The following is a 20,934-nucleotide window of genomic DNA, read 5'->3' as shown; positions in this document are numbered from 1 at the left end:
GTGCGCCCCGGATTAGTCGGACTGGCGGCGGGTACTCGCCCGGCGATCCGCTGATCGGCGTTCGGGGCCAGAATAATTGGGATCAGCGTCCTGACGACGATCCGTGGCTCTTCGGTTCATGGATCTGCGATCCGTTTCAATGCCTTCGCTCATGTCTTCACCCTCTTTCTGAAGGCGGCATAACTCCTGCCTCTTGCCGCCATTATGTCAGCATAGTCAGGCCAACCTTTCTAGCATGGCGAGGAGGTCTTAAGATTTTACGAAGGCGTAACGATCTGTGAGAGCGCGCATTAGATGCAGCCTGCCCCGCCGCGGTCACGACGGGGCAGGCCTTGTCCGTTAATTGCCGACCGGCTGTGCGTCGGTGCGGCGTACGACGATGGTGGACGAACGCGGCTGCTGTCCTGCCACCGGCCATGCCTTGGTCGGATGCTGGATGTTGATGAAGAAGTTCTTGAGGTCCGGCGTATAGGCAATGCCGGTGATTTCACAGCCTTCAGGTCCGACCAGGAAGCGCTTGCTCTGCTTCGTCACCTGATCGACGTAGAACATCGCATTGTGGCCAAATACATCCTCGATGCTTCTACCGGTGACGCCGGAAGTTCCCGGAATGCTGTGGTCGGTCTGCACCCACAAGCGGCCCTGCGGATCGATGCGGATACCGTCGGGGCTGGAGTAAGTGTCGCCCTTGATGTCGCCGACGAGATTATCGCCGCCGCTTGACAGCGAAGGATCGCCCGCCAGCACGAACAGTTCCCAAGTAAAAGTGGTGGCGAGCGGCGAGTTACCCGCCTCTTTCCAGCGGATGATGTGGCCATGGCGATTGGTGACGCGCGGATTGGCGGCATCAACGACTCGGCGGCTGCTGTTGTTGGTGAGCGTGCAATAGATCGAGCTGTTGTCGGGCGCGACCGTGATCCATTCGGGACGATCCATCACAGTACCGCCCGCCACACGTGCGGCCGAGATGGTGTCGATCAGCACGTCGGCCTGCGTGGCGAAGTTAACGATTCTGGGGGTCTGCGGTCCCTGGCTCACATCGCCCGGATCGGTCGCTCCAGAGACCAGGCCATTGCTGCCCTGCACCAGCGCCCGCCACTCGCCTGTTCCGTCCGCGTTGAAACGCGCGACATACAGCGTGCCGTTATCCAGCAGGTTCGTGTTTGCCGAACGGTTATTGCGCGAGAACGCGGCGCTGGGCACGAACTTGTAGATGCAACCCGGCGTCCCGTCATGCCCCATGTAGAAGGCGACGCGATTGTTGGAATCGACCATGTGCGCCACGTTCTCGTGATCGAACCGGCCCATGGCAGTGCGCTTGGTGGGTTTCGCCAGTTCCTGATACGGATCGATCTCGACCACCCAGCCGTAGTTGTTCGCTGGCTGCGTGGGATCGAGATAGTTGTCGGTCGTTTCCTCGCATGTCAGGTACGTGCCCCAAGGCGTGCGGCCGCTCGCGCAGTTGTTCAAAGTGCCCTTGATGCTGGCGGAAAGCCGGCTCGCCGCAGGACCGGAGGGCAGATAGGTGCTGTTGCCGGTATAACGCTTATTGTATTTCGAGCCCTGCTTCACGGCCCATTTGCCGTCGCTCGCCTTGGCGATCTCGATCACCGAAACGCCGACGCCGGAGAGCGCGAGCGCCTTTTGTTCGGGCGTCGCGGTCGCGGCGTTGTAGTCGCCGGTGAACAGGATGTTGTAATCGGCCACTTCGTGATTGATGGCCAGCAGGCCGCCGTTGTTGGCGTCGACACCGGCAAGTTCGAAGAACTCCATGCCGTCATGATTGCCGCCTGCCTGCTTTTCGGTTTCGCTGGAAGGCTGGAATGCGCCCTTGTATCCCGGAGCGCCTGCTTCAACGACGTCGCCTGCGGAGAACATCACGTCCACCGTATAACCTGCCGGGACAGTAACCTTGTCATCCAGATTGGCGGGCACGGAGGCGAAGTTGATCGCGTAGCTGACGGCGGGCGTCGGCGTAGGTGTCGGCGCGGGCGAAGGGCCAGTCGGAACGGATGAGCCATCATCTTCGCCACATGCGGATAATACGCTCATCATCGGCAGGATCGACAGTCCCAGTAGGCCGTTGCGCAATATAGTCCGGCGGGCCGGATTTGCCGCGACGATGGCTTCAAGGGTCTGGTCGCCCATATCAATAGTGGGCAGCGCGGCGCGCGAGGCGGCACGCGCCTCATCGGTAATATAGGACATGGTATTTCCCCTGTGATTACGTCCCACGTTAGCGGCGTGGTCGCAGCGGCATTGGCAGGGCTGCATGACTGGCTAAGGTCTTAGCCGTGTCGATTGTGTGTAATCATGATGACGTTTCAGAGACATCGCGTGGGATGATAGTGGCGACGCCGGTTAGCCGCTTCTCAGCAAGCCGATCGCGGCGTCCCGCTCGAACAGATATAGGCATGTCCGGGCCGCCTGACCTCGCGGCGAGTCGAGGCCGCCGTCCCTCTCGATCAGCAGGCGCGCATCGTCCCGCGCCGAGTCAATCAGGTCCGCCAGATGCTCCGGCGTCGCCAACCGCAACTGCGCTTCACCCGATTGCCGCGTGCCCAGCAATTCGCCCGCACCGCGAAGCCGCAAATCTTCTTCTGCAATGCGGAACCCGTCATTGGTCTCCCGCATCAGGGCAAGCCGCGCCCGCGATGTCTCGGACAGCGCATTGCCGCGCAGAAGCAGGCACACCGACGCCTTATCGCCCCGCCCTACTCGCCCGCGAAGTTGATGCAGTTGCGCCAGTCCGAAACGATCGGCACCTTCGATAATCATCAAGGTCGCATTGGGCACATCCACCCCGACTTCGATTACCGTCGTCGCCACCAGAACCTTCGTCAGGTTCCGGGAGAAAGCGTCCATGACGGCGTCTTTCTCCGGTCCCTTCATCCGCCCGTGCACCATGGCAATCGCGTCACCGAAACGCATCCGCAGCGTTTCCGCGCGCACCTCAGCCGCCGTCTGGTCGCTGACTTCGCTCTCCTCGACCAGCGGGCACACCCAGTAAGCTTGGCCGCCTGCCGCTATATGGCGTCCAAGCGCCTCGACCACTTCATCCACGCGTTCGGCGGACACCACGCGCGTCTCGATCGGCTGGCGACCGGGCGGCATCTCGTCCAGCCGGGACACGTCCATCTCGCCATAATAAGTGAGCGTCAGCGTGCGCGGAATGGGCGTCGCGGTCATCACCAGCAGATGCGGCGTCCGCTCCGCCTTGGCCGAGAGCATCATGCGCTGCGCAACGCCAAAGCGATGCTGCTCGTCGATCACGGCGAGCGCCAAAGCCTTATATTGCACGGCCTCCTGAAAGATCGCATGCGTGCCGACGAGGATATGGATGCTCCCGTCCGCCAGCCCCATCAGCGTGGATTCGCGCGCCCTGCCCTTTTCGCGTCCAGTGAGGATCGCGACATTGACGGGCAGGCCGGTCAGCATCTTCTGCAAGGTTGCAAAATGCTGGCGGGCCAGAATCTCGGTCGGCGCCAGCATCGCTCCCTGCATCCCGGCCTCAACCGCATTGAGGAGCGCCATCAGCGCAACCAAAGTCTTGCCCGACCCCACATCACCCTGAAGCAGGCGTAGCATCGGCGTGGCCTGCGCCATGTCGCCTTCGATCTCGTTCATGCTGCGCTGCTGCGCGCCTGTGGGGGCGAAGGGCAGCTTAAGTTGATTGCGAAGTTGATGGTCACCCTGGATCGGCACGCCTCGCCGCCTGCGCGATGCGCCGCGCACTAGCATCAGCGCCAACTGGCCCGCGAATATCTCGTCATAGGCCAGCCGCTCACGTGCTTTTAATGCCTCAGCTTTACCATGTACTTCACCAAACGCCTCGCGCCATTTCGGCCAGCCGCGCCGGTCGAGCAGGCTTGGCTCCACCCACTCCGGCAGGTCGGGCGCGCGATCCAACGCCTGTCCAACCAGATCACGCATCCGCTTGTTGGAAAGCCCTTCCGACAGGCGATAGACAGGCTCCTGCGCAGGCACCGACGCTGCTTCCTCGACGGGCAGCACATCCGGGTGCACCATCTGCAATTCCTGCCCGTACAGGTCGAGCTTCCCCGAAACGAACTTAGGCTCACCCAGCGGCAGCATCTTGCGGGGCCAGCCGCTGTTCTTGCCGAAATAGATGAGCGACACATAATTGCCCCGGGCATCGGTAGCATGCACCCGGAAAGGCGCGCGCGTGCCCCCGCCGGCTTTATACTCCACGGGCGTCAGCACCGTGCCGACGATGCGCCCCGATTGGCTCATGTCCAGTTCGTCGACGATCAGTCGATCGACCCAGGCCACCGGCAAATGGAACGCCACGTCGACTGCCCGCGCCAGGCCCAGCCGCTCCAAAGGCTTGGCGAGCGCAGCGCCCACCCCCTTCAGGGCCGAAATCTCGGCAAATAGCGAGTTGAGGATGTCGGGTCGCATGGCTGATCCAGCCTCTATCTCAGGCGGCACGCCCGATCAAATGCGGCGCTGTCTGCGCGCAGTTATAAACGGTTTCGCAACCATCACGATGTTAGGGATCGGAAGCAATTTCCCGGAGCAAGCACGTGGCCGAACCTTCTCTCTCACTGCCCAGCGGCACACCGCAGGAGCAATCGCGCCGTGAAGAACGCAAGCCGCTTATGCTGCGCATCGCCGATTCAGGGCCGGATACGGCCGTCATCATGGACATTTCCGTCGGCGGCGCGCTGCTTCGCACGTCGCAGCCACTGACGATCGGCGACAGCATCACCATCAACTTGCCGCATGGCCCTGCTGCCGAAGCGCGCGTGACGTGGAGCAGCGGCCCGCTGGCCGGATGTCAGTTCGTAAAGCCAATTACCGAAGCGATGATAAGCGCCGCCTTGTTGAAAAGCGATCCGATCATTCCGGAATCCACTGTGTTGCCCGGCAATGATTTCGCGCAGGATGCGCCCGACCGGTCGCGCATGGCGCGGGGTATTCCGATTATCATCGGATCGTCGCTGTTGCTCTGGGCGGGAATCGCGGGCGCATTCGCCCTGATCTGATCTAATTAGTGGATCAAAGCCATTGGGCGCGCTTGAACCGGGCATAAAGAACGGCGCAGATCACGGCGATCACAATCAGAACGACATAATAACCATATTCGGTCTTTAGCTCCGGCATGTTCTCGAAATTCATGCCGTAGATGCCCGCGATTGCCGTCGGCACCGCCAATATGGCCGCCCATGCAGCAAGTTGGCGTGTGATGCCGCCCTGCCGCTGCTGCTCCAGCAAACTGCTGACTTCGAACACCGACGCCAGATTGTCACGCAAGCCGCCGGCCATGTTCTCGACTCGCCGAACATGATCGAGCACGTCGCGGAAATACGGGCGCGTATCCTTGTCGATGCAGGGCATGTCGAGATGGACGAGTTTGCTGCATAGCTCCGCCATTGGTCCCAGTATGCGCTGAAAGCGGATGGTCTCACGACGCAGGCCGAAGATGCGCGTGACATCCTCCCGCGCCAGGAAGGCGTCCATCGCCCGCTGCTCGATCTCCAGCACTTCCTCTTCGATGGTCTCGACGATGGGCAGATAGCCATCGACAATAAAGTCGATGATCGCGTGCAGCACATAGTCAACGCCGTGGGCGAGCAAGGACGGTGCCGCCTCCAAATGACTGCGCAGTTCGGTATGCGCGCGGGCCGACCCATGACGAACGGAGATGATGTGATTGCGCCCAACGAAAATCGAAGTCTCGCCATAGGCGATCTTCTCTTTTTCCAGATGAGCCGTCCGGGACACGACGAATAACTGGTCGCCATACACGTCCACCTTGGGCAACTGATGCGCAAGGAGCGCGTCTTCGACCGCCAGAGGATGAAGGCCGAACTGCGTCTGCAAGGTGCGCAGTTCATCCTCGGTAGGTTCGAACAGACCAATCCAGACGAATTCATCTGATCCGCCCGTGCATGGGCTGATCTCATCAATGGAGATCGGACGGATCTGCCGGCCGTTTTGATAAAGATAGGCAGCAACGACCGTCACGGGCACCTCATAAATCCAGTGCGTCCCGCCTAGCAGAAGGCGTCACGTCCGCAAATGGCTGTGGCTTGCGACTTATTAACCGGCAGACAGCAGGTTGAACCGCAGAATACATCTCCTAGCTTGGCAGGGCGAGCGCAGCGACCCGTCGCGCTATGGAGAAACCTCCCGATGATCGATCTCTATTACTGGACCACGCCGAACGGTCACAAGGTCACCCTTTTTCTGGAAGAAGCAGGCCTGTCGTACAATCTGCACGGCATCAACATCGGCAAAGGCGAGCAGTTCGCATCCGAATTCCTCGCAATCGCCCCCAACAACCGCATCCCCGCGCTAGTCGACCATGAACCGGTCGAGGGGAGCGCTCCTGTGTCTCTGTTCGAATCGGGCGCGATCCTGCTGTACCTGGCCGAGAAGACCGGGCAGTTTATCCCCGTCGATCTCCACGGTCGCGCCGAAGTGCTGCAATGGCTATTCTGGCAGATGGGCGGACTTGGTCCGATGGCCGGGCAGAATCATCACTTCCGCAACTATGCACCGGAAAAGATCCCCTACGCTATCGACCGCTACGTCAACGAGACCAATCGCCTTTATGGCGTTCTGAACAAGCGGCTCGCGGATCGCCGATTTGTGGCGGGCGAAGAATATTCGATTGCGGACATGGCAATTTATCCCTGGATTGTGCCTTATGAAGCACAGGGCCAGAACCTTGATGACTTTCCGAACATTCGTCGCTGGTTCGATACGATTGCCGCGCGTCCGGCGACGGTACGCGCCTATGCGCGTGCAGCGGAGATCAACCCGAACCCGCCAGGCATAAGAACCGAGGAAGAACGCAAGATCCTCTTTGGCCAGAAAGCCGACACTCAGCCAACGACGAATTGAGGAATTCTGTCGGCTCTGGTTCTTGTCGCGTAGTTGCTCTATCAAAGCATAGTCGACAGGAGCCGGAGCCGCCATGTTTCAGAAGCTTTTCCTTGAACATCCTCGCCACGTCGGAGAATCCTATCTCGGCCATATGCACACTGCCGCGTCATTTGGCGCGCGTATGATGCTGGGCGGCGTCGCCTGTATGATCCACGGGCTTCTGCCCACTCTTTTCGTAAAGACCGGTAGCTCGACGGTACGGCAACTCTACAGCAAAATGCAGCCTCGCGCAGAGCGCGCCAGTCAGGCGTCAATGCCTCTGCCGCAGTTTCTACCGGAATACGAAATCTGAACGCCGCTCAGAATTGCCAGCGGCGCTGCATGTCCACAGCGTCAATCACCTTGCCGCCAGCCATGAAGACCGCTCCGGTACAGCAAAGCGCCAGAAGCTTGCCCCCGAAGCCCGGATACTGATCCATATACACGATGCCCCGCTCCGCCGCGCCAAGCGCGAGGGCATAGATCACGAGAAACGCCTCGAACTTCGTCTTGATCGTGAAGAGGCGCTTGATCTTCTGCATGATGTCCGAGTGCGTAGCTGGAGAATTGCCTCCATTTCAGTGCTAAACACACAGTTCGCGTGAAAGCTGCAAATGGTCAACAAGCGTTAACCACGATTGTTCGACCTGCGCGATCAAGTCGGCATTCCGCAAATCATCGGGCGTAATCCGTTCGGGCCAGTGCTGCTCGATTATGGCCGCTATTCTATCGAGTTTCGGGCCGTCGACCAGAAAACGAGCATCGATATCCGCAGGATCAGCCACCACACGAAGCCGCAGGCAGGCCGGACCACCGCCGTTCGCCATGGACTGCCTTACATCAACCGGCATGACCCGCCTGATCGGGCCATTCCCTGCGAGCAAAGTTTCAAGCCATTGCCACACCGCAGGCGTCGCCTGGGTTTCGGTCGGCACTATCAGCGCCATCCCCGCACCGTCCGGCAAGGTCACGAGTTGCGCGTTGAACAGATAGCTCTGGATGGCGTCCGTGAGGCTGATCTGGCTGGCGGGAACTTCGATAATCTCGATCGAAGGGATCAACCGGCTTAGCTCGGCGAAGAAGGCGGACTTGTCGGCAAAGGCCTGCTCATGCGCGAACAGCACGCGCTCGTTCGCCACCGCCACGACATCATTGTGAAAGGCGCCCGCTTCTATTGCCTCGGCGGATTGCTGGACGAGCAATGTGCGGCCGGGATCGAGCCGGTGCTTGCGCGCAACGGCTTTACTGGCCTCCGGATGCTGGCGGGCGGGGAACGTTCCTCCTGATCGGCCGTACACGAAGACTTCGACCCCAGGCGCATCGTGACTCTCGCACAATCGCATGTGGTTGGCCGCGCCTTCGTCACCGAACGGCGCGGGCACGGGGTCGTGCACGGAGAAACGATCAGACGCGAACGCCGTGCGCAACTGAGCAAGCGTCTGCGGCCACTCGTGGCTGCGATGCGGCATCGTCACGAGGTTGGCGACGGTCAGATGGCATTTGCCGTCCAAAGTGTCCGCCGCCGGAGAAACCGTCGCAGCGTTAGCGGCCCACATTGCAGAGGCGGAGAAGGCCGCGGCACGGATATGCGGCTCGGCATCGGCCATGCTGGTGCCCAGCGCGCTAAGCCACGCTGTGTCCGGGCGACGATGCGGCAGGAATATACCCTGTGTCAGCCCGAGCGCGATATTCGCACGCATCTTGGCGATTCCCTCAAGCGCGGCCTGGCGTGGGAAGGACGGCGAGCCGGAGTTGCCCGCCGATGCAAGATTGCCCAGGCTGAGGCCTGCATAATTGTGGCTGGGACCAATGATCCCGTCGAAGTTGATCTCGATAGCCGGCATCGCTCAGCGTCCCACGATGGTGATCGAATCGCCGATGTCCACGCTTAACAGGGCGGCACTGGCGCTATCGAGCGCCGCAGTCCCGTCGCCTTGCTCGATCACCGAACCATATGCACATCTGAACTTGGACAGCTTGCCGCGAGCGATGAGCATCTTTGCGCCTTTCTCACCATGTATATCGGTCAAGGTAACTTCCCGGGACTCCGATACCGTGCGAAGCGCGTCGATGTTTCCGACCATCGTGGGGCCGCCATCGAAGATGTCGACATAGCCGGCGTTCTTGAAGCCCTCCGCCTCCAGCATCCGCATCGCGGCGCGGCCATTTGGGTGCGGAAGGCCGATTACGGATCGCGCATGATCCGTCAACATCGCTGTATAGATTGGCGTCTTCGGCATCAGATCGGCGATAAACTGGTAGCCATTGATCGCATTGAATTCGTCCGCTTCCTGAAAGCTCATGCCAAAGAACCGCCCGGCCAGGCCGTCCCAGAACGGCGACCCACCCGCCTCGTCGATCACGCCTCGCAATTCGGCGATGATACGGTTGCCGAAGCGCGCGCGGTGCTGCCGGATGTAGAGATAACGACTGCGTGCCAGCAACAGCCCCAATCCTTCGGCGCGCTCGCGCGGGTGCAGAAAAAGCCCCCCCACTTCGGTGGAGCCTTCAAGGTCCGTCGTCAGCGAAAGCATTTCTGCGCGAAATGTGCGAGCGAGTTCCCGGCTATGCTGCGTCAAAGTGCCGAGACGGTAGGAGTAGAACGGGAATTTCTGCCCGACTTCGCTGAAAAGCTGGCAGGTGCCACGAACCTGGCCCGTCTCGCTATTCTCAAGGACCAGCACGATCATCTCGTCCGCCAGATCGTCCTCTGTTCGGGACAAGGCTTCGGCGGTGCGTTCGAGTTTGGAGGACAGCGCCTTGCGGTCTGGCGGCAGATTAGTGAAGCCACCGCCCGTCAGCTTCGCCATTTCATACAGCGTCTGAAGGTCGTCCAGCCGCGCCGGTCGCATGAAGAAACTCAATGCCTGTTCCTTGCCTGATGTATCTCTGTTCCCGAACGACCGGCCCTAGCGCAGCGCATGTTTCGCGATCCGCATCATGGTCAGCGCCGAGAGCCGCGCGCGTTCAGGAAGGCTGTCCGTCATCAGGAATTCGTCCGGACTGTGGATGCTCCCGCCCCGCGCGCCCATGGTGTCGACGACGGGGACACCGCAAGCCGCGATGTTGTTACCGTCACAGACGCCCCCGGTATCGCGCCACCCGATCGCAATGCCGAGGTCTTCGCCGCATCGCTTCACGAGACCGAACAAGCCTTCCGTCTTTTCGTCCATGGGTTTGGGGGGACGTCCGAAGCCGCCGTGACGGTGGATCAGCACATCATGCAGCGCTGCCACGTCCGCGATCACTTGATCGAGTAATATACTCGCCGCGATTTCATCGGCAGGCGTTCGCGGGCGGAAATTGACGCGAAGGACGGCATGATCGGGCACGACATTGTTCGGCCCACCGCCATCGATCTTCGCCGGATTGCAGGAAAAACCCTGCCCGTTCGGCCTGACGCCACTGGCTGCTTTCAGCCGCAGGGCGATGTCTGCCGCAGCGACGACTGCGTTACGCCCATCCTCTGGATTGCGCCCTGCATGGGCACTGCGCCCCAGCACTACGATTGAGAAATTGCCGCTTCCCGCGCGCGCTCCAGCAAGCGTGCCATCCGGGAGCGCTGGCTCATAAGTTAGCGCAGCGATCTTGCCCCTGGCCGCGCGGGCGATGAGCGCGGATGACGACGCGCTACCGACTTCCTCGTCACTATTGATGACGACTTCATAGCCGATGCTCTGAGAAATCGGACTGTGCTCCAGCGCCTTCAATGCAGCGAGCATGATGGCGAGGCCGCCCTTCATATCGGCCACGCCAGGACCATTCAGAACACCGGGCTCCAGCCACTTCAGCGCCTGGAAGCCGTCTGTCGCGGCGAAAACCGTATCCATGTGGCCCGTGAGCAATATCTGTACCGGTGCTTGCGAACGAACGGTCATGTGAAGATGTTGGCCATGGCTGAGCGGAAGAACCTGTCCATCCGGAGCAACGGTATCGACCGGTGCCGGATCAATGAGGGCGATGTCGCCCGGAAGTGCTGAAAACGCATTCGCCAGCACCGCCGCCATGTCCCGCAGCCCATCAAGATTACGCGAGCCTGTATTGAGCGCCGCCCACGCCTCCACCTGTGCCAACATCGGCGCTGCGGCAGCGGCATCGACAACTATTTGTTCGGATAAGGATATTGCGCTCATCGGCAACAGTGTAACAGAGCCGTTTCAACGGCTCCACCCCTCAACCATCAATCGACGATCAGAAGTCGTAAACCAGTGTCACCTTGCTGAGCGTGTCGGTATGGCCGTCGATCAATATGGTGTCGGCCTCGCGCTGCACGTTATAGGAGAGCCGCGCCGTCAGCTTCGATATAAGTCTGGCGTCGAGCGAGGTCAGCAACGTAGCGCTTTTAAGTTCGTCCTCAAGATAAGCCGACCCGTTTTGTCGAAACGTCAGTGCAGGCGTGAGCTTCCAGGCAAGGTCATAAGAGGAACGCGCGCCAAGCTTGTTCTCGCTCTCGTCCAGCGTGTAATCCACCAGTCGCAGCGACGGACCGACGTTTACGGAAAGGTCCATCTTCTTGTTCTGCAACAGCCGATAACCGACTCCGATCGAGGTCGTATAGCGGCTGTCGTACCCCAGGAACGGATCGCGCTCATATTGGGCCAAGCCGTAGGCGTAGCCCTTCGGATCAAACTGATAGCGCCCTTCATAGGATCCCTGAAAGCGCTCCCGCGAGGTTTCGCCGTTAGCGCGGCGGTAGTCGGCGCTTCCCTGTAGTTTGTGCAACCATCTAAGGCCCTGACGTTGCAAACTGAGGCCGGCGCTGATGCCGACTTCTTCCGCTGTCCCGGTCGAGAGGAACCCGCCCAGTTCGCCGCGCCCGTCCCACAGCGCCAACACATGCGGATCGCTCAACTTCTCCTTGCGCGCCGTTTCCATTGTAACCCGGTACTGGTTGACCATCGCCGCGATCTCAGCGCGGGCTTGGGGATTGGTTTGTTGCGCAATTCTGGCCACTGCGTTGATGTCCGCATCGTTGCGGCTGGCGATCGCTGCTTCCAGCATTTTCCTGACAGGTTCGGACAATGGCGGAGGCGCAGGAGCCTTTGCAGTGGAAGGCGCTGCATCCGCGGGATTGGAAGTTTCCGCAAAGCCGGTTTCGCTCAAACAGCTTATGGCGCAAACGAGAAATAGCAGACGGTGACGCTTGAACATGGATTGCACCGTACAGAATTTGTCGGCGACTTGAACTCAGTTGATCGACCGTTACTCACAGCCGAACGCAAACCCGAGCGCCGCTTAAATCAAATGGCCAAATTCTTTTAAAAGGTCGCGATACAGCTTCCTTTTGAAAGGCACGATCAGATCAGGCAGGGTTTCGGGCTGGGTCCATTTCCATGCCCGGAATTCAGGATCGGCTGTCTGAATATTGACGGCGTCGTCGCTGCCCCCAAAGCGCGCCAGATACCAGATCTGGCGCTGCCCCCGAAATTTCCCGCCCCATACCTTACCCACCAGTTCGTCAGGAAGATCGTAGAAATATTCGTCCTTGGATTGCGCGATGATGTCGACCAGCTCCGGCACTATGCCGGTTTCCTCGCCCAACTCCCTCATTGCCGCAGCCCGGGGATCTTCACCCGGATCGATACCACCTTGCGGCATCTGCCAAGCCTCAACCTTGTTATCCAGCCGCTGCCCTACGAACACATCGCCGTCCGTATTTACGAGCATGATTCCCACACAGGGGCGATAAGGCAGGTCTGATGTCTTGGGCATATATCCCCATGTCTCTGTTTCGTTGGCGCGCCCAGCATAATCGTTGGACGTTGGCAGGGAATCGGCGCACAGGCACTTATCCCTCTTGGTGGGTAGATAGGCCGCATGTTCCCGCTCGTCCATCATCCGGATTACAGTTTGCGGCAGGATGCCGATACATCAGGCACCACGCGCTTTCCGTGGGATAAATACACGCTGGTCCGCGACTTGTTGCGCGCGGATCGTGATCCACCGGTCGAGCATGAAGCGCCGCTGATGCCGGTGGAATGGGTAAATGCCGTACATGACAGCCACTATGTCGACGAAGTCATGCGGGCTGAGGTGCCAGCGGAAAAGGCGCGGCGAATTGGCTTTTCGATTACCGAACGGCTGGCGCGGCGTGCCTTGCGCACCAGCGGCGGCACATGGATGGCGGCGCGGCTGGCGCTGGATCGCGGCTATGCAGCCAATGGTGCTGGCGGCAGTCACCATGCGCTGTTTGATACCGGCGCGGGCTACTGCATTTTCAATGACCTGGCGATCGCGGCGCACCGCCTACTGGCCGAGAAGCGCGTGCAGCATGTACTGATCGTCGATCTTGACGTGCATCAGGGAGACGGGACCGCATCGCTGCTGGCCGGACGCGCCGACGTGACGACTTTTTCGATACATGCGGAAAAGAATTTTCCGGCCCGGAAAGCGCAATCGACGCTCGATGTAGCGTTACCGGACGCTACCGGAGATGACGCGTATCTGGACGCGCTGGAGCATCATCTGCCGCGCCTTATCGATTCCAGCGCCCCCGACCTTATCCTCTATCAGGCGGGTGTGGATGTTCACGGAGAGGATCGATTGGGACGGCTCGCGTTATCCGACATCGGGCTGGTGGCGCGCGACAGCTTTGTCGGCGGGCTCGCCCGCAAGCGCGGAATCGCGCTCGCCTCTGCTCTGGGAGGTGGTTACGGGACAGACCAGCACGCGGTCGCCCGCCGCCATGCCGATGCCATGCGCGTGCTGGCAATGAGCTACTACCAGTAAGGAAGGCTGGCACCGAGCGGAAAATGCGGGCATCAGCACGTCCATGAGCGCTCCTGTCATTCTCTGGTTCCGCCGGGATTTGCGTCTGTCCGATCAGGCTGCCTTGATCGCGGCAGCGGCGGAAGGGCCAGTCGTGCCCGTCTTCATCCTGGATGAAGAGACGCCCAAGCACCGCAAGATGGGCGGCGCATCTCTATGGTGGCTGCATCACAGCCTTGCAAATTTGGGTGCGGCGCTGCGCGAAAAAGGCTCCCGCCTCATCCTGCGACGCGGGATCTGTGCCGAATTATTGCCCGCGCTGGCCAAGGAGATCGGAGCCACTCGCGTCCATGCGCTCCATCATTATGAGCCATGGTGGCTTAATGCTGAGAAGTCGCTGGCCGGGCAACTCGACCTCGTGTTGCACGACGGCAATTACCTGACGCCGCCAGGCACGATCCGCACGGGTGGCGGTGGGCTGTACAAAATCTACACGCCGTTCATGAGGGCGCTGTGGCAGCATATGCCGCCGCCAGCGCCTCACCCGGCACCACGCGTCGTTCCCGCGCCGGAGTCCTGGCCGAGGAGCGACACTCTATCCGATTGGGGATTGCTGCCGACAAAGCCCGATTGGTCAAAGGGGCTTGCCGACGAATGGATGCCCGGCGAGAAAGGCGCAGCCAAGCGACTGAAGGCGTTTCTGCCGCAAGCGGATTCCTATGACGACGGGCGCAATCTGCCATCAGTCGAAGGATCGTCCCGGCTCTCCCCGCACCTGCATTTCGGGGAAATCTCTGTTGCAAAAGTGTGGCACGCGATCAGTGATTTGCCCGGCGACCAGAACACATTCCTGAAGGAACTTGTCTGGCGCGATTATGCCGAGAACGTGATCCTTGCGTTCCCCGAATACGGCAAGACCAATGCTAAAGCACAGTTCGACACACTGTCGTGGCGCTCCGGTCCCGAGGCGGAGCAAGATATTGTCGCCTGGAAGCGAGGCCGAACCGGGTATCCCATCGTCGATGCGGGCATGCGGCAACTCTGGACGAGCGGCTGGATGCATAATCGCGTGCGGATGATTACCGCCAGTTTCCTCGTCAAACATCTGCTGGCCGACTGGCGCGTCGGCGAACAGTGGTTCTGGGACACGCTGGTCGATGCGGACTATGCCAGTAACGCCGTCAACTGGCAATGGGTGATGGGAAGCGGCGTGGATGCCAACATGTTCACGCGGATCATGGCGCCACTGACGCAATCGGCGAAGTTCGATGCAGGCGATTACATCCGCCGGTGGGTGCCCGAACTGGCAGCCGTCGAAGGCGCGGCCATACATGATCCTGAAGACCATGGCTGTCGCCCGAAAGTCTATCCCCGCAAGATCATAGGTCATCGCGAAGCACGCGAACGGGCGCTATCAGCCTATGCGCATGTCAGAGCCTGATTGATCGAGAGCCCGCGCTGACGCTAGAGAAGCTTATGAACGCACAGCCTCCCAAACGCGGTCGCCATCTGGTGACGGCTGGCGGCGCCTTTCTTCCGGGCGGCAGCCCTTTTGCGCGCCTGATTGCCGGACGTTTCCACGGCGTGTTGGACCGCATCGATGAGGGACTGGAGGTGGGATCGCTGGAGGCGCATCTTCCCGACGGCAGCACACGCATCCTCGGCGGACGCGCCCAGGGGCCGAACTGCATCGTGCATTTGCGCGACTGGCGGGCGCTGGTGCGGCTGGCCCTTGGCGGATCGGTCGGATGGTATCGTGCCTGGGCGCGCGGCGAATGGGATAGCCCCGATCCCGTGCCGCTTTTCGCCCTGTTCATGGCCAACGCCCGCACGCTGGGCCGGACGGCGCGCGCCCGCGGGATGAACCGCTGGATCGGTAAAGCCGTCCAACTGCTTCGGCGAAACAGTCATAGCGGATCGAAGCGAAATATCGCGTTCCATTATGATTTAGGCAATGACTTCTACCGCCTCTGGCTGGACGAGAACCTTCACTATTCCAGCGCGCTGTTCGCTGATCCGTCCGATGTGTCCGAACCTCTCGAAGCGGCGCAGGAACGCAAAGCGAAAGCTATCCTCGATCGGTTGGCGTTGAAGGACGGCGACGCGTTGCTGGAGATCGGCTGCGGATGGGGGGCGCTGGCCGAAGAAGCACTGAAGCGGATACAGATTCGTTACGACGGCCTGACGCTATCATCGGAGCAAAAGGCCTTCGCTACGGAGCGCCTTGCAAGGGCAAGTTTTGCCGACCGCGCTACGGTGCATCTGACGGATTATCGCGACGCGACCGGCACCTATGATGCCATCGCCAGCGTCGAAATGGTGGAGGCCGTGGGCCAGCGCTATTGGCCCGACTATCTCGCCGCGATCCATCGCCTGCTGAAGCCGGGCGGCCGCGCCGCGATCCAGTATATCTGCATCGATGACGCAATTTTCGAAAACTATGCGGCCAGCATCGACTTCATCCAGGCGTATATTTTCCCGGGCGGCCTGCTTCTATCGGAGAGCCGCTTCCGTGCCTTAGCGGAAGCCCAAGGCTTTCTGTGGCGAGACCAGTATAATTTCGGGCCACACTACGCCGAAACGCTGCGCCGGTGGCTGGAAAAGTTCGATACCGCCGTCGATACCGGGCAGCTTCCGGCGACTTTTGATGCGCGTTTTGTAAAGCTGTGGCGCTATTATCTGATGTACTGCGAGGGCGGATTTCGTGGCGGCGGGATCGATGTGGCTCAGGTAACTCTGGTGCGCGCCGCCTAATCTCAGACCGATCTTCCTGAGCTTATCAAGTCCAGCTTAGGAAGATCGGAAAAAAGAGCCCGTTAATCATTTGCCTCGGTGACGACGACCTCGTCTTCGTCGCTGTCCTCGATGCGGGCGGCGCTGACGACATGCTCGTTCTCTGCGACATTGAACAGGCGCACGCCCGCTGAATTACGACCGATGACGCGCATGGTGGAAAGGCCCATGCGGATGAGCTTCGCCTGGTCGGTGACCAGCATCAGATGATCGTCATGCACAACGGCAAAGCTGGCGACCACAGGGCCATTGCGGCCGATATTGTCGATGTTGGTGATACCCTGCCCGCCCCGGTTGGTGCGGCGGTAATCATAAGCCGACGACAATTTGCCATAGCCGTTTGCGCAGACGGTAAGAATGAACTGCTCATGTTCCCGCATCATGGCGAAGCGGTCCTGATCTCTCATTTCCCCTTCTTTTTCGGGCTTCCAGGGGGCGAAACGCAGATATTCCTCGCGCTCTTCCTGCGTCGCACCGGAGCGATGCAGGATGGAGAGGGAGATCACTTCGTCGCCGTCCTTCAGCGTCATACCACGCACGCCCGTGGAGGTCCGGCTCTGAAATTCCCGAACATCGGTCGAGGCAAAGCGGATAGCCTTGCCCTGACGTGTGGCGAGTAGGGCGTCGTCAGTTTCGGACAACAGCGCTACGCCGATCAGGCGATCGGTCGCATCCTCGTCGAACCGCATCGCGAACTTGCCGTTGCTCGGGATATTGGCGAAGGCGTCCATGCTGTTGCGGCGGACATTGCCATGCGCTGTCGCGAACACGACCGACAAGTCCTTCCAGCTATCTTCGTCCTCTGGCAGCGGCAGGACAGTGCGGATCGTCTCGCCATTGGCGAGCGGCAGCAGGTTCACCATCGGTCGCCCGCGTGTTGCCGGCCCGCCCTCGGGCAGGCGCCACACCTTCATGCGGTACACTTTGCCATGGGTGGAGAAGAACAACACTGGCGTATGCGTGCTGGTCACGAACAGGTTGGTGACAGCATCCTCATCCTTGGTCGCCATGCCGGAGCGGCCCTTGCCGCCACGCGCCTGCGCGCGGAAAGTCTCAAGCGGTGTGCGCTTGATGTAGCCCTGATGCGTGACGGTGACGACCATCTCCTCGCGCTCAATCAGGTCTTCGTCGTCAATGCCGTCGGCAGCGGCAGTGATCGTCGAGCGGCGCGGCGTCGCAAATTCATCGCGCACCGCTACGAGCTCATCACGCATCACTGCGTAAAGCTTTACGCGATCTTCGAGGATGGAGAGATATTCCGCGATGTTGGCAGCCAGACCCGCCAGTTCGTTGCCTATCTCGTCCCGGCCTAATGCGGTCAGGCGGTGCAGACGAAGATCAAGGATCGCGCGGACCTGAAGCTCCGACAGGCGGTACACGTCACCGGAAATCTCGGTCTCAATGGCTTCCACCAAGCGGATGTACGGCGCGACTTGCTCGGCAGGCCATTCGCGCGTCAGCAACGCCTCTCGCGCTTCGGCCGGGCTGGACGAGGCACGGATGATCCGGACAACTTCGTCGAGATTCGTGACCGCGACGACAAGGCCGAGCAACAGATGCGCCCGCTCACGGGCCTTGTTCAGTTCGAACTTGGTACGGCGAGTTATAACCTCTTCGCGGAACTTCACGAACGCTTCGATGATGTCGCGCAGGTTCAGCGTTTCCGGACGGCCGCCACGGATCGCCAGCATGTTTGCCGGAAAACTCGCCTGCGCAGGCGTGTGCCGCCACAACTGGTTGAGCACCACTTCAGGCGTCGCGTCGCGCTTCAATTCTATGACGATACGTACGCCCAGGCGGCTGGATTCATCGCGGATGTCGCTTACGCCTTCGATCCGCTTGTCCTTGGCGGCCTCCGCGATCTTTTCGACAAGATTGTTCTTGCCGGTCTGATACGGGATTTCGGTCAGCACGATCGACTGGCGATCGTTACGCCCTTCCTCGACCACATGGCGAGATCGCATGATGATCGAACCGCGACCTTCATGATAGGCTCGCCGCGCGCCGGACTGACCGAGGATCAGCGCGCCAGTCGGAAAGTCAGGACCGGGCACGATCTCGATCAGCTCGTCAATCGTGATGCCGCCGTTATCGATATAGGCAAGGCAGGCGTTGATGACTTCGCCCAGATTGTGCGGCGGAATGTTGGTGGCCATACCGACCGCGATGCCGCCCGCGCCGTTGACCAGCAGATTCGGGAAGCGCGCGGGCAGAACCTGCGGTTCACTCTCCGAGGCATCGTAGTTGGGCGTGAAGTCGACGGTATCCTTGTCGAGATCTTCCAGCAGGCTGTTCGACACTTTGGCAAGCCGCGCTTCGGTGTAGCGCATGGCCGCGGGCATATCGGGGTCCATCGACCCGAAATTGCCCTGACCGTCGATAAGCATGACGCGCATCGACCAATCCTGCGCAAGGCGCGCCAAGGCCATGTAGATCGCGCTGTCGCCATGCGGGTGATATTTACCCATGACATCGCCGACGATGCGGCTGCATTTGCGATAGGGTCGTCCGGCAACATAGCCCGCTTCATGGGCGGCGTAGAGAATGCGACGGTGAACAGGCTTCAAGCCATCGCGTACGTCCGGCAGCGCGCGGCTGACTATCACGGACATGGCGTAGTCCAGATAGCTCGTCTTCATCTCGTCGACGATGCTGATCGGGCTGATATCCGAAGGGTCGGCGAGGAGGGTCTCGTCGGTCAAAGCAATTCTCTTTTCCGGGTGTTGCGTTACATTTCTGTGTCTGCGCGACCCTAGCCTAGCACGCAGGCTATGTCACCCCTCGCGCGTACGCGTACACGTACGCGAGGCTAATGTGCTGAGTGAATTTGCCAGGTGATCGACGAAATGAGCTTCGCAAGCGATGAAGAGATGCGAAACAGCATAGATCGATGCTATCAGTCATGACAGATGCGACCCGCGCCGATATATCGCTTGTTCAACGGTTATTCACGCGCGGATGCCTAATCGGATACGGAACATGGCAATGCGCGTGGGGGTTCAGCCCCGTTAGAAGCGGTTTAGATATCATTGTCGTTAAGGAGAGTAGTCTGATGCGTTCTATTTCCAAATTGGCCTGTAGTTTGATGCTTGGCGTCGCTGGCGTAGCCATGACTTCAGCACCCGCCATGGCCGCGAAGAAGGAAAAGGCGCCTGAAGCCCCGAAGCTTGAAATGAGCAAGGGCTTCATCGAAGCTGCGCAAGCTGTGCAGAAGGCAAACACCGCCAAGGATTTCGCTGCTATGTCCGCAGCTCTGCCAGCGGCTGATGCTGCTGCGACCACGCCGGGCGACAAATACACGGCGGGCAATTTCCGCCTTGCCGCCGGACTTGGCTTGAACGACCAGGCGATGCAGCGCCAGGGATTGAAGCAGATGCTTGCCAGCGGCGTTACGCCGGCCGCTGATGTTCCCAAGTTCAACTTCTTCGCGGGTCAATTGGCCTTCAACCAGAAGGACTACGATGACGCGATAACCTATCTGCAGAAAGCGGCGGAAGCGAACTATGACGGCAGCAATTCCAACCTTCTGCTGGCTGAAGCCAACTTCCAGAAGGCCATCGCACTGAGCGGTAATACGGGACAACTCTCGGCTGCTGCGAAGCCAGTAGCGCTCCAGGGATTAACGCCTCTTAAGAAAGCTATCGAATTGGAGAAGGCTGCGGGACGGCCAGTGCCTGCTGCATGGTTGAGCCGCGGGTTCTCCATGGCCTACACGGCCGGCGCTCCGGATGCGCCGCAGTGGGCGATGCTTCAGGTTGAAACCAATCCGACCGGCGAGAACTGGCGTCAGTTGTTGCGCACGTTCCAGGATCGCAACCGCTCACTGACCGCAGGTGAGAACTTGGATGTAATGCGCCTCATGTACCAGACCGGCGCGTTGCAGAGCGAATATGACTATGCCGAATATGCCGATACGGCATCCAAGCTGGCATTGTTCGGCGAAGTGAAGTCGGTAATCGATCAGGGTCGTTCCAATGGTAAGCTGCCTGCCGGAAAGCTCAACGACTTCTACACGCAGGCTACCGGCAAGATGACGTCTGACAAAGCGTCCCTAACCTCTGCGGCGGCAGACGCGTCGAAGGCGGCAAATGGCCGGACCGCCGCGTTCACCGCTGGCGCTTATCAGGGTTACGGCGAATATGCGAAGGCCGCCGAACTCTATAAGGTTGCTTTGCAGAAGGGCTCAGTAGACGCCGGTGAGGTCAACACGCGCCTTGGCATAACCCTTGCCATGTCCGGGGACACCGCAGGCGCAAAGGCGGCGTTCGAGCAGGTGAACACGGGCGCGCGCAAAGAGATCGCCCAGTTCTGGCTGTTGTGGCTATCGAAGAAAGCGGCTGCGTAAATCATCGACCGAGGCGGCGCAGGAATGCGCCGCCTTTTTTTCGGATCAACATAACTAAGCAATTGATCGACAAGCGCTTGTATTGGCGCGATCCAGCCTATAGCGCATTCCCATTGGCACGCTTATGCGGCCCGCAAGATCAATGGAGAGAATATGCGCTTCGGTCGCATTGATGTCGTTCAAAACATAATAGC

At 60.2% G+C, this 20,934-nt stretch carries 17 protein-coding genes; 7 read left to right on the top strand and 10 right to left on the bottom strand.

The window, feature by feature from the left end; genetic code table 11:
- Window positions 1–339: 339 nt before the first annotated feature.
- The gene (locus C1T17_RS09740) at window positions 340–2,208 is read right to left on the bottom strand and encodes a PhoX family protein (protein ID WP_104953278.1); all 1,869 of its coding nucleotides are present in this window, start codon (window positions 2,206–2,208) and stop codon (window positions 340–342) included.
- A 153-nt stretch (window positions 2,209–2,361) separates the two neighbouring features.
- The gene (recG, locus tag C1T17_RS09735) at window positions 2,362–4,422 is read right to left on the bottom strand and encodes an ATP-dependent DNA helicase RecG (RefSeq protein ID WP_104953277.1); all 2,061 of its coding nucleotides are present in this window, start codon (window positions 4,420–4,422) and stop codon (window positions 2,362–2,364) included.
- A gap of 125 nt (window positions 4,423–4,547) precedes the next feature.
- On the opposite strand from recG, the gene C1T17_RS09730 reads away from it, so the two are divergent.
- Window positions 4,548–5,009 carry a PilZ domain-containing protein gene (locus C1T17_RS09730; RefSeq protein ID WP_104953276.1) on the top strand — a complete coding sequence of 154 codons (462 nt, stop codon included), beginning with the start codon at window positions 4,548–4,550 and terminating at the stop codon, window positions 5,007–5,009.
- Between the two features lie 13 nt (window positions 5,010–5,022).
- On the opposite strand, the gene corA is transcribed toward C1T17_RS09730, so the two are convergent.
- The gene (gene corA, locus C1T17_RS09725) at window positions 5,023–5,991 is read right to left on the bottom strand and encodes a magnesium/cobalt transporter CorA (RefSeq protein ID WP_104953275.1); all 969 of its coding nucleotides are present in this window, start codon (window positions 5,989–5,991) and stop codon (window positions 5,023–5,025) included.
- A 168-nt stretch (window positions 5,992–6,159) separates the two neighbouring features.
- On the opposite strand from corA, the gene C1T17_RS09720 reads away from it, so the two are divergent.
- Entirely contained in the window at window positions 6,160–6,873 is a 714-nt protein-coding gene (locus C1T17_RS09720) for a glutathione binding-like protein (RefSeq protein WP_104953274.1), read from the top strand.
- A gap of 73 nt (window positions 6,874–6,946) precedes the next feature.
- Window positions 6,947–7,207 (top strand): DUF6356 family protein, encoded by a 261-nt coding sequence (locus tag C1T17_RS09715; RefSeq protein WP_104953273.1) that lies wholly within the window; start codon window positions 6,947–6,949, stop codon window positions 7,205–7,207.
- 7 nt (window positions 7,208–7,214) lie between these two features.
- On the opposite strand, the gene C1T17_RS09710 is transcribed toward C1T17_RS09715, so the two are convergent.
- The 6 genes from C1T17_RS09710 to C1T17_RS09685 all read right to left on the bottom strand — a co-directional run bounded on the left by C1T17_RS09710 (window position 7,215) and on the right by C1T17_RS09685 (window position 12,606).
- Window positions 7,215–7,436, bottom strand: coding sequence for a hypothetical protein (locus C1T17_RS09710; protein ID WP_104953272.1), 222 nt, complete (start codon window positions 7,434–7,436; stop codon window positions 7,215–7,217).
- A 42-nt stretch (window positions 7,437–7,478) separates the two neighbouring features.
- Entirely contained in the window at window positions 7,479–8,738 is a 1,260-nt protein-coding gene (locus C1T17_RS09705) for an N-succinylarginine dihydrolase (RefSeq protein WP_104953271.1), read from the bottom strand.
- A gap of 3 nt (window positions 8,739–8,741) precedes the next feature.
- Window positions 8,742–9,758, bottom strand: a complete 1,017-nt coding sequence (locus C1T17_RS09700; RefSeq protein ID WP_189338565.1) for an arginine N-succinyltransferase — start codon at window positions 9,756–9,758, stop codon at window positions 8,742–8,744.
- 45 nt (window positions 9,759–9,803) lie between these two features.
- Window positions 9,804–11,027 (bottom strand): hydrolase, encoded by a 1,224-nt coding sequence (locus tag C1T17_RS09695; protein WP_104953270.1) that lies wholly within the window; start codon window positions 11,025–11,027, stop codon window positions 9,804–9,806.
- 58 nt (window positions 11,028–11,085) lie between these two features.
- Window positions 11,086–11,895, bottom strand: a complete 810-nt coding sequence (locus tag C1T17_RS09690; RefSeq protein WP_223262885.1) for a YdiY family protein — start codon at window positions 11,893–11,895, stop codon at window positions 11,086–11,088.
- 234 nt (window positions 11,896–12,129) lie between these two features.
- On the bottom strand, window positions 12,130–12,606 hold the full coding sequence (locus tag C1T17_RS09685) for an RNA pyrophosphohydrolase (RefSeq protein WP_223262925.1): 477 nt from the start codon (window positions 12,604–12,606) through the stop codon (window positions 12,130–12,132).
- Between the two features lie 105 nt (window positions 12,607–12,711).
- On the opposite strand from C1T17_RS09685, the gene C1T17_RS09680 reads away from it, so the two are divergent.
- From C1T17_RS09680 to C1T17_RS09670, 3 genes are read left to right on the top strand one after another with little or no spacing between them, the layout of a single operon-like run.
- On the top strand, window positions 12,712–13,623 hold the full coding sequence (locus C1T17_RS09680; RefSeq protein ID WP_104953268.1) for a histone deacetylase: 912 nt from the start codon (window positions 12,712–12,714) through the stop codon (window positions 13,621–13,623).
- Window positions 13,624–13,666: 43 nt separating this feature from the next.
- Entirely contained in the window at window positions 13,667–15,043 is a 1,377-nt protein-coding gene (locus C1T17_RS09675) for a cryptochrome/photolyase family protein (protein ID WP_104953267.1), read from the top strand.
- A 35-nt stretch (window positions 15,044–15,078) separates the two neighbouring features.
- Window positions 15,079–16,356, top strand: a complete 1,278-nt coding sequence (locus C1T17_RS09670; protein ID WP_104953266.1) for an SAM-dependent methyltransferase — start codon at window positions 15,079–15,081, stop codon at window positions 16,354–16,356.
- 62 nt (window positions 16,357–16,418) lie between these two features.
- Here C1T17_RS09670 and gyrA read toward each other — a convergent pair whose 3' ends face one another.
- A complete protein-coding gene (gyrA, locus tag C1T17_RS09665; RefSeq protein WP_104953265.1) occupies window positions 16,419–19,097 on the bottom strand; it encodes a DNA gyrase subunit A in 2,679 nt (892 codons plus the stop codon).
- Between the two features lie 350 nt (window positions 19,098–19,447).
- Here gyrA and C1T17_RS09660 point away from each other — a divergent pair, with 350 nt between their 5' ends.
- Complete coding sequence (locus tag C1T17_RS09660) at window positions 19,448–20,740, top strand: hypothetical protein (RefSeq protein ID WP_104953264.1); 1,293 nt, start codon at window positions 19,448–19,450, stop codon at window positions 20,738–20,740.
- The last annotated feature ends 194 nt before the right edge of the window (window positions 20,741–20,934 follow it).

Origin of the sequence: Sphingobium sp. SCG-1 (assembly GCF_002953135.1) — a bacterium.
Taxonomy (GTDB): domain Bacteria; phylum Pseudomonadota; class Alphaproteobacteria; order Sphingomonadales; family Sphingomonadaceae; genus Sphingobium.
Note: the sequence above shows the minus strand (reverse complement) of the source record. Positions and strands in the feature narration are given on the sequence as shown.

Excerpts from the sequence above, each read along its gene's own strand:
- C1T17_RS09740 (WP_104953278.1), bottom strand. The coding sequence starts at position 2,208 with ATGTCCTATATTACCGATGAGGCGCGTGCCGCCTCGCGCGCCGCGCTG.
- recG (WP_104953277.1), bottom strand. The coding sequence starts at position 4,422 with ATGCGACCCGACATCCTCAACTCGCTATTTGCCGAGATTTCGGCCCTG.
- C1T17_RS09720 (WP_104953274.1), top strand. The coding sequence starts at position 6,160 with ATGATCGATCTCTATTACTGGACCACGCCGAACGGTCACAAGGTCACC.
- C1T17_RS09715 (WP_104953273.1), top strand. The coding sequence starts at position 6,947 with ATGTTTCAGAAGCTTTTCCTTGAACATCCTCGCCACGTCGGAGAATCC.
- C1T17_RS09710 (WP_104953272.1), bottom strand. The coding sequence starts at position 7,436 with ATGCAGAAGATCAAGCGCCTCTTCACGATCAAGACGAAGTTCGAGGCG.
- C1T17_RS09705 (WP_104953271.1), bottom strand. The coding sequence starts at position 8,738 with ATGCCGGCTATCGAGATCAACTTCGACGGGATCATTGGTCCCAGCCAC.
- C1T17_RS09695 (WP_104953270.1), bottom strand. The coding sequence starts at position 11,027 with ATGAGCGCAATATCCTTATCCGAACAAATAGTTGTCGATGCCGCTGCC.
- C1T17_RS09690 (WP_223262885.1), bottom strand. The coding sequence starts at position 11,895 with ATGCTGGAAGCAGCGATCGCCAGCCGCAACGATGCGGACATCAACGCA.
- C1T17_RS09685 (WP_223262925.1), bottom strand. The coding sequence starts at position 12,606 with ATGCCCAAGACATCAGACCTGCCTTATCGCCCCTGTGTGGGAATCATG.
- C1T17_RS09680 (WP_104953268.1), top strand. The coding sequence starts at position 12,712 with ATGTTCCCGCTCGTCCATCATCCGGATTACAGTTTGCGGCAGGATGCC.
- C1T17_RS09675 (WP_104953267.1), top strand. The coding sequence starts at position 13,667 with ATGAGCGCTCCTGTCATTCTCTGGTTCCGCCGGGATTTGCGTCTGTCC.
- C1T17_RS09670 (WP_104953266.1), top strand. The coding sequence starts at position 15,079 with ATGAACGCACAGCCTCCCAAACGCGGTCGCCATCTGGTGACGGCTGGC.
- C1T17_RS09660 (WP_104953264.1), top strand. The coding sequence starts at position 19,448 with ATGCGTTCTATTTCCAAATTGGCCTGTAGTTTGATGCTTGGCGTCGCT.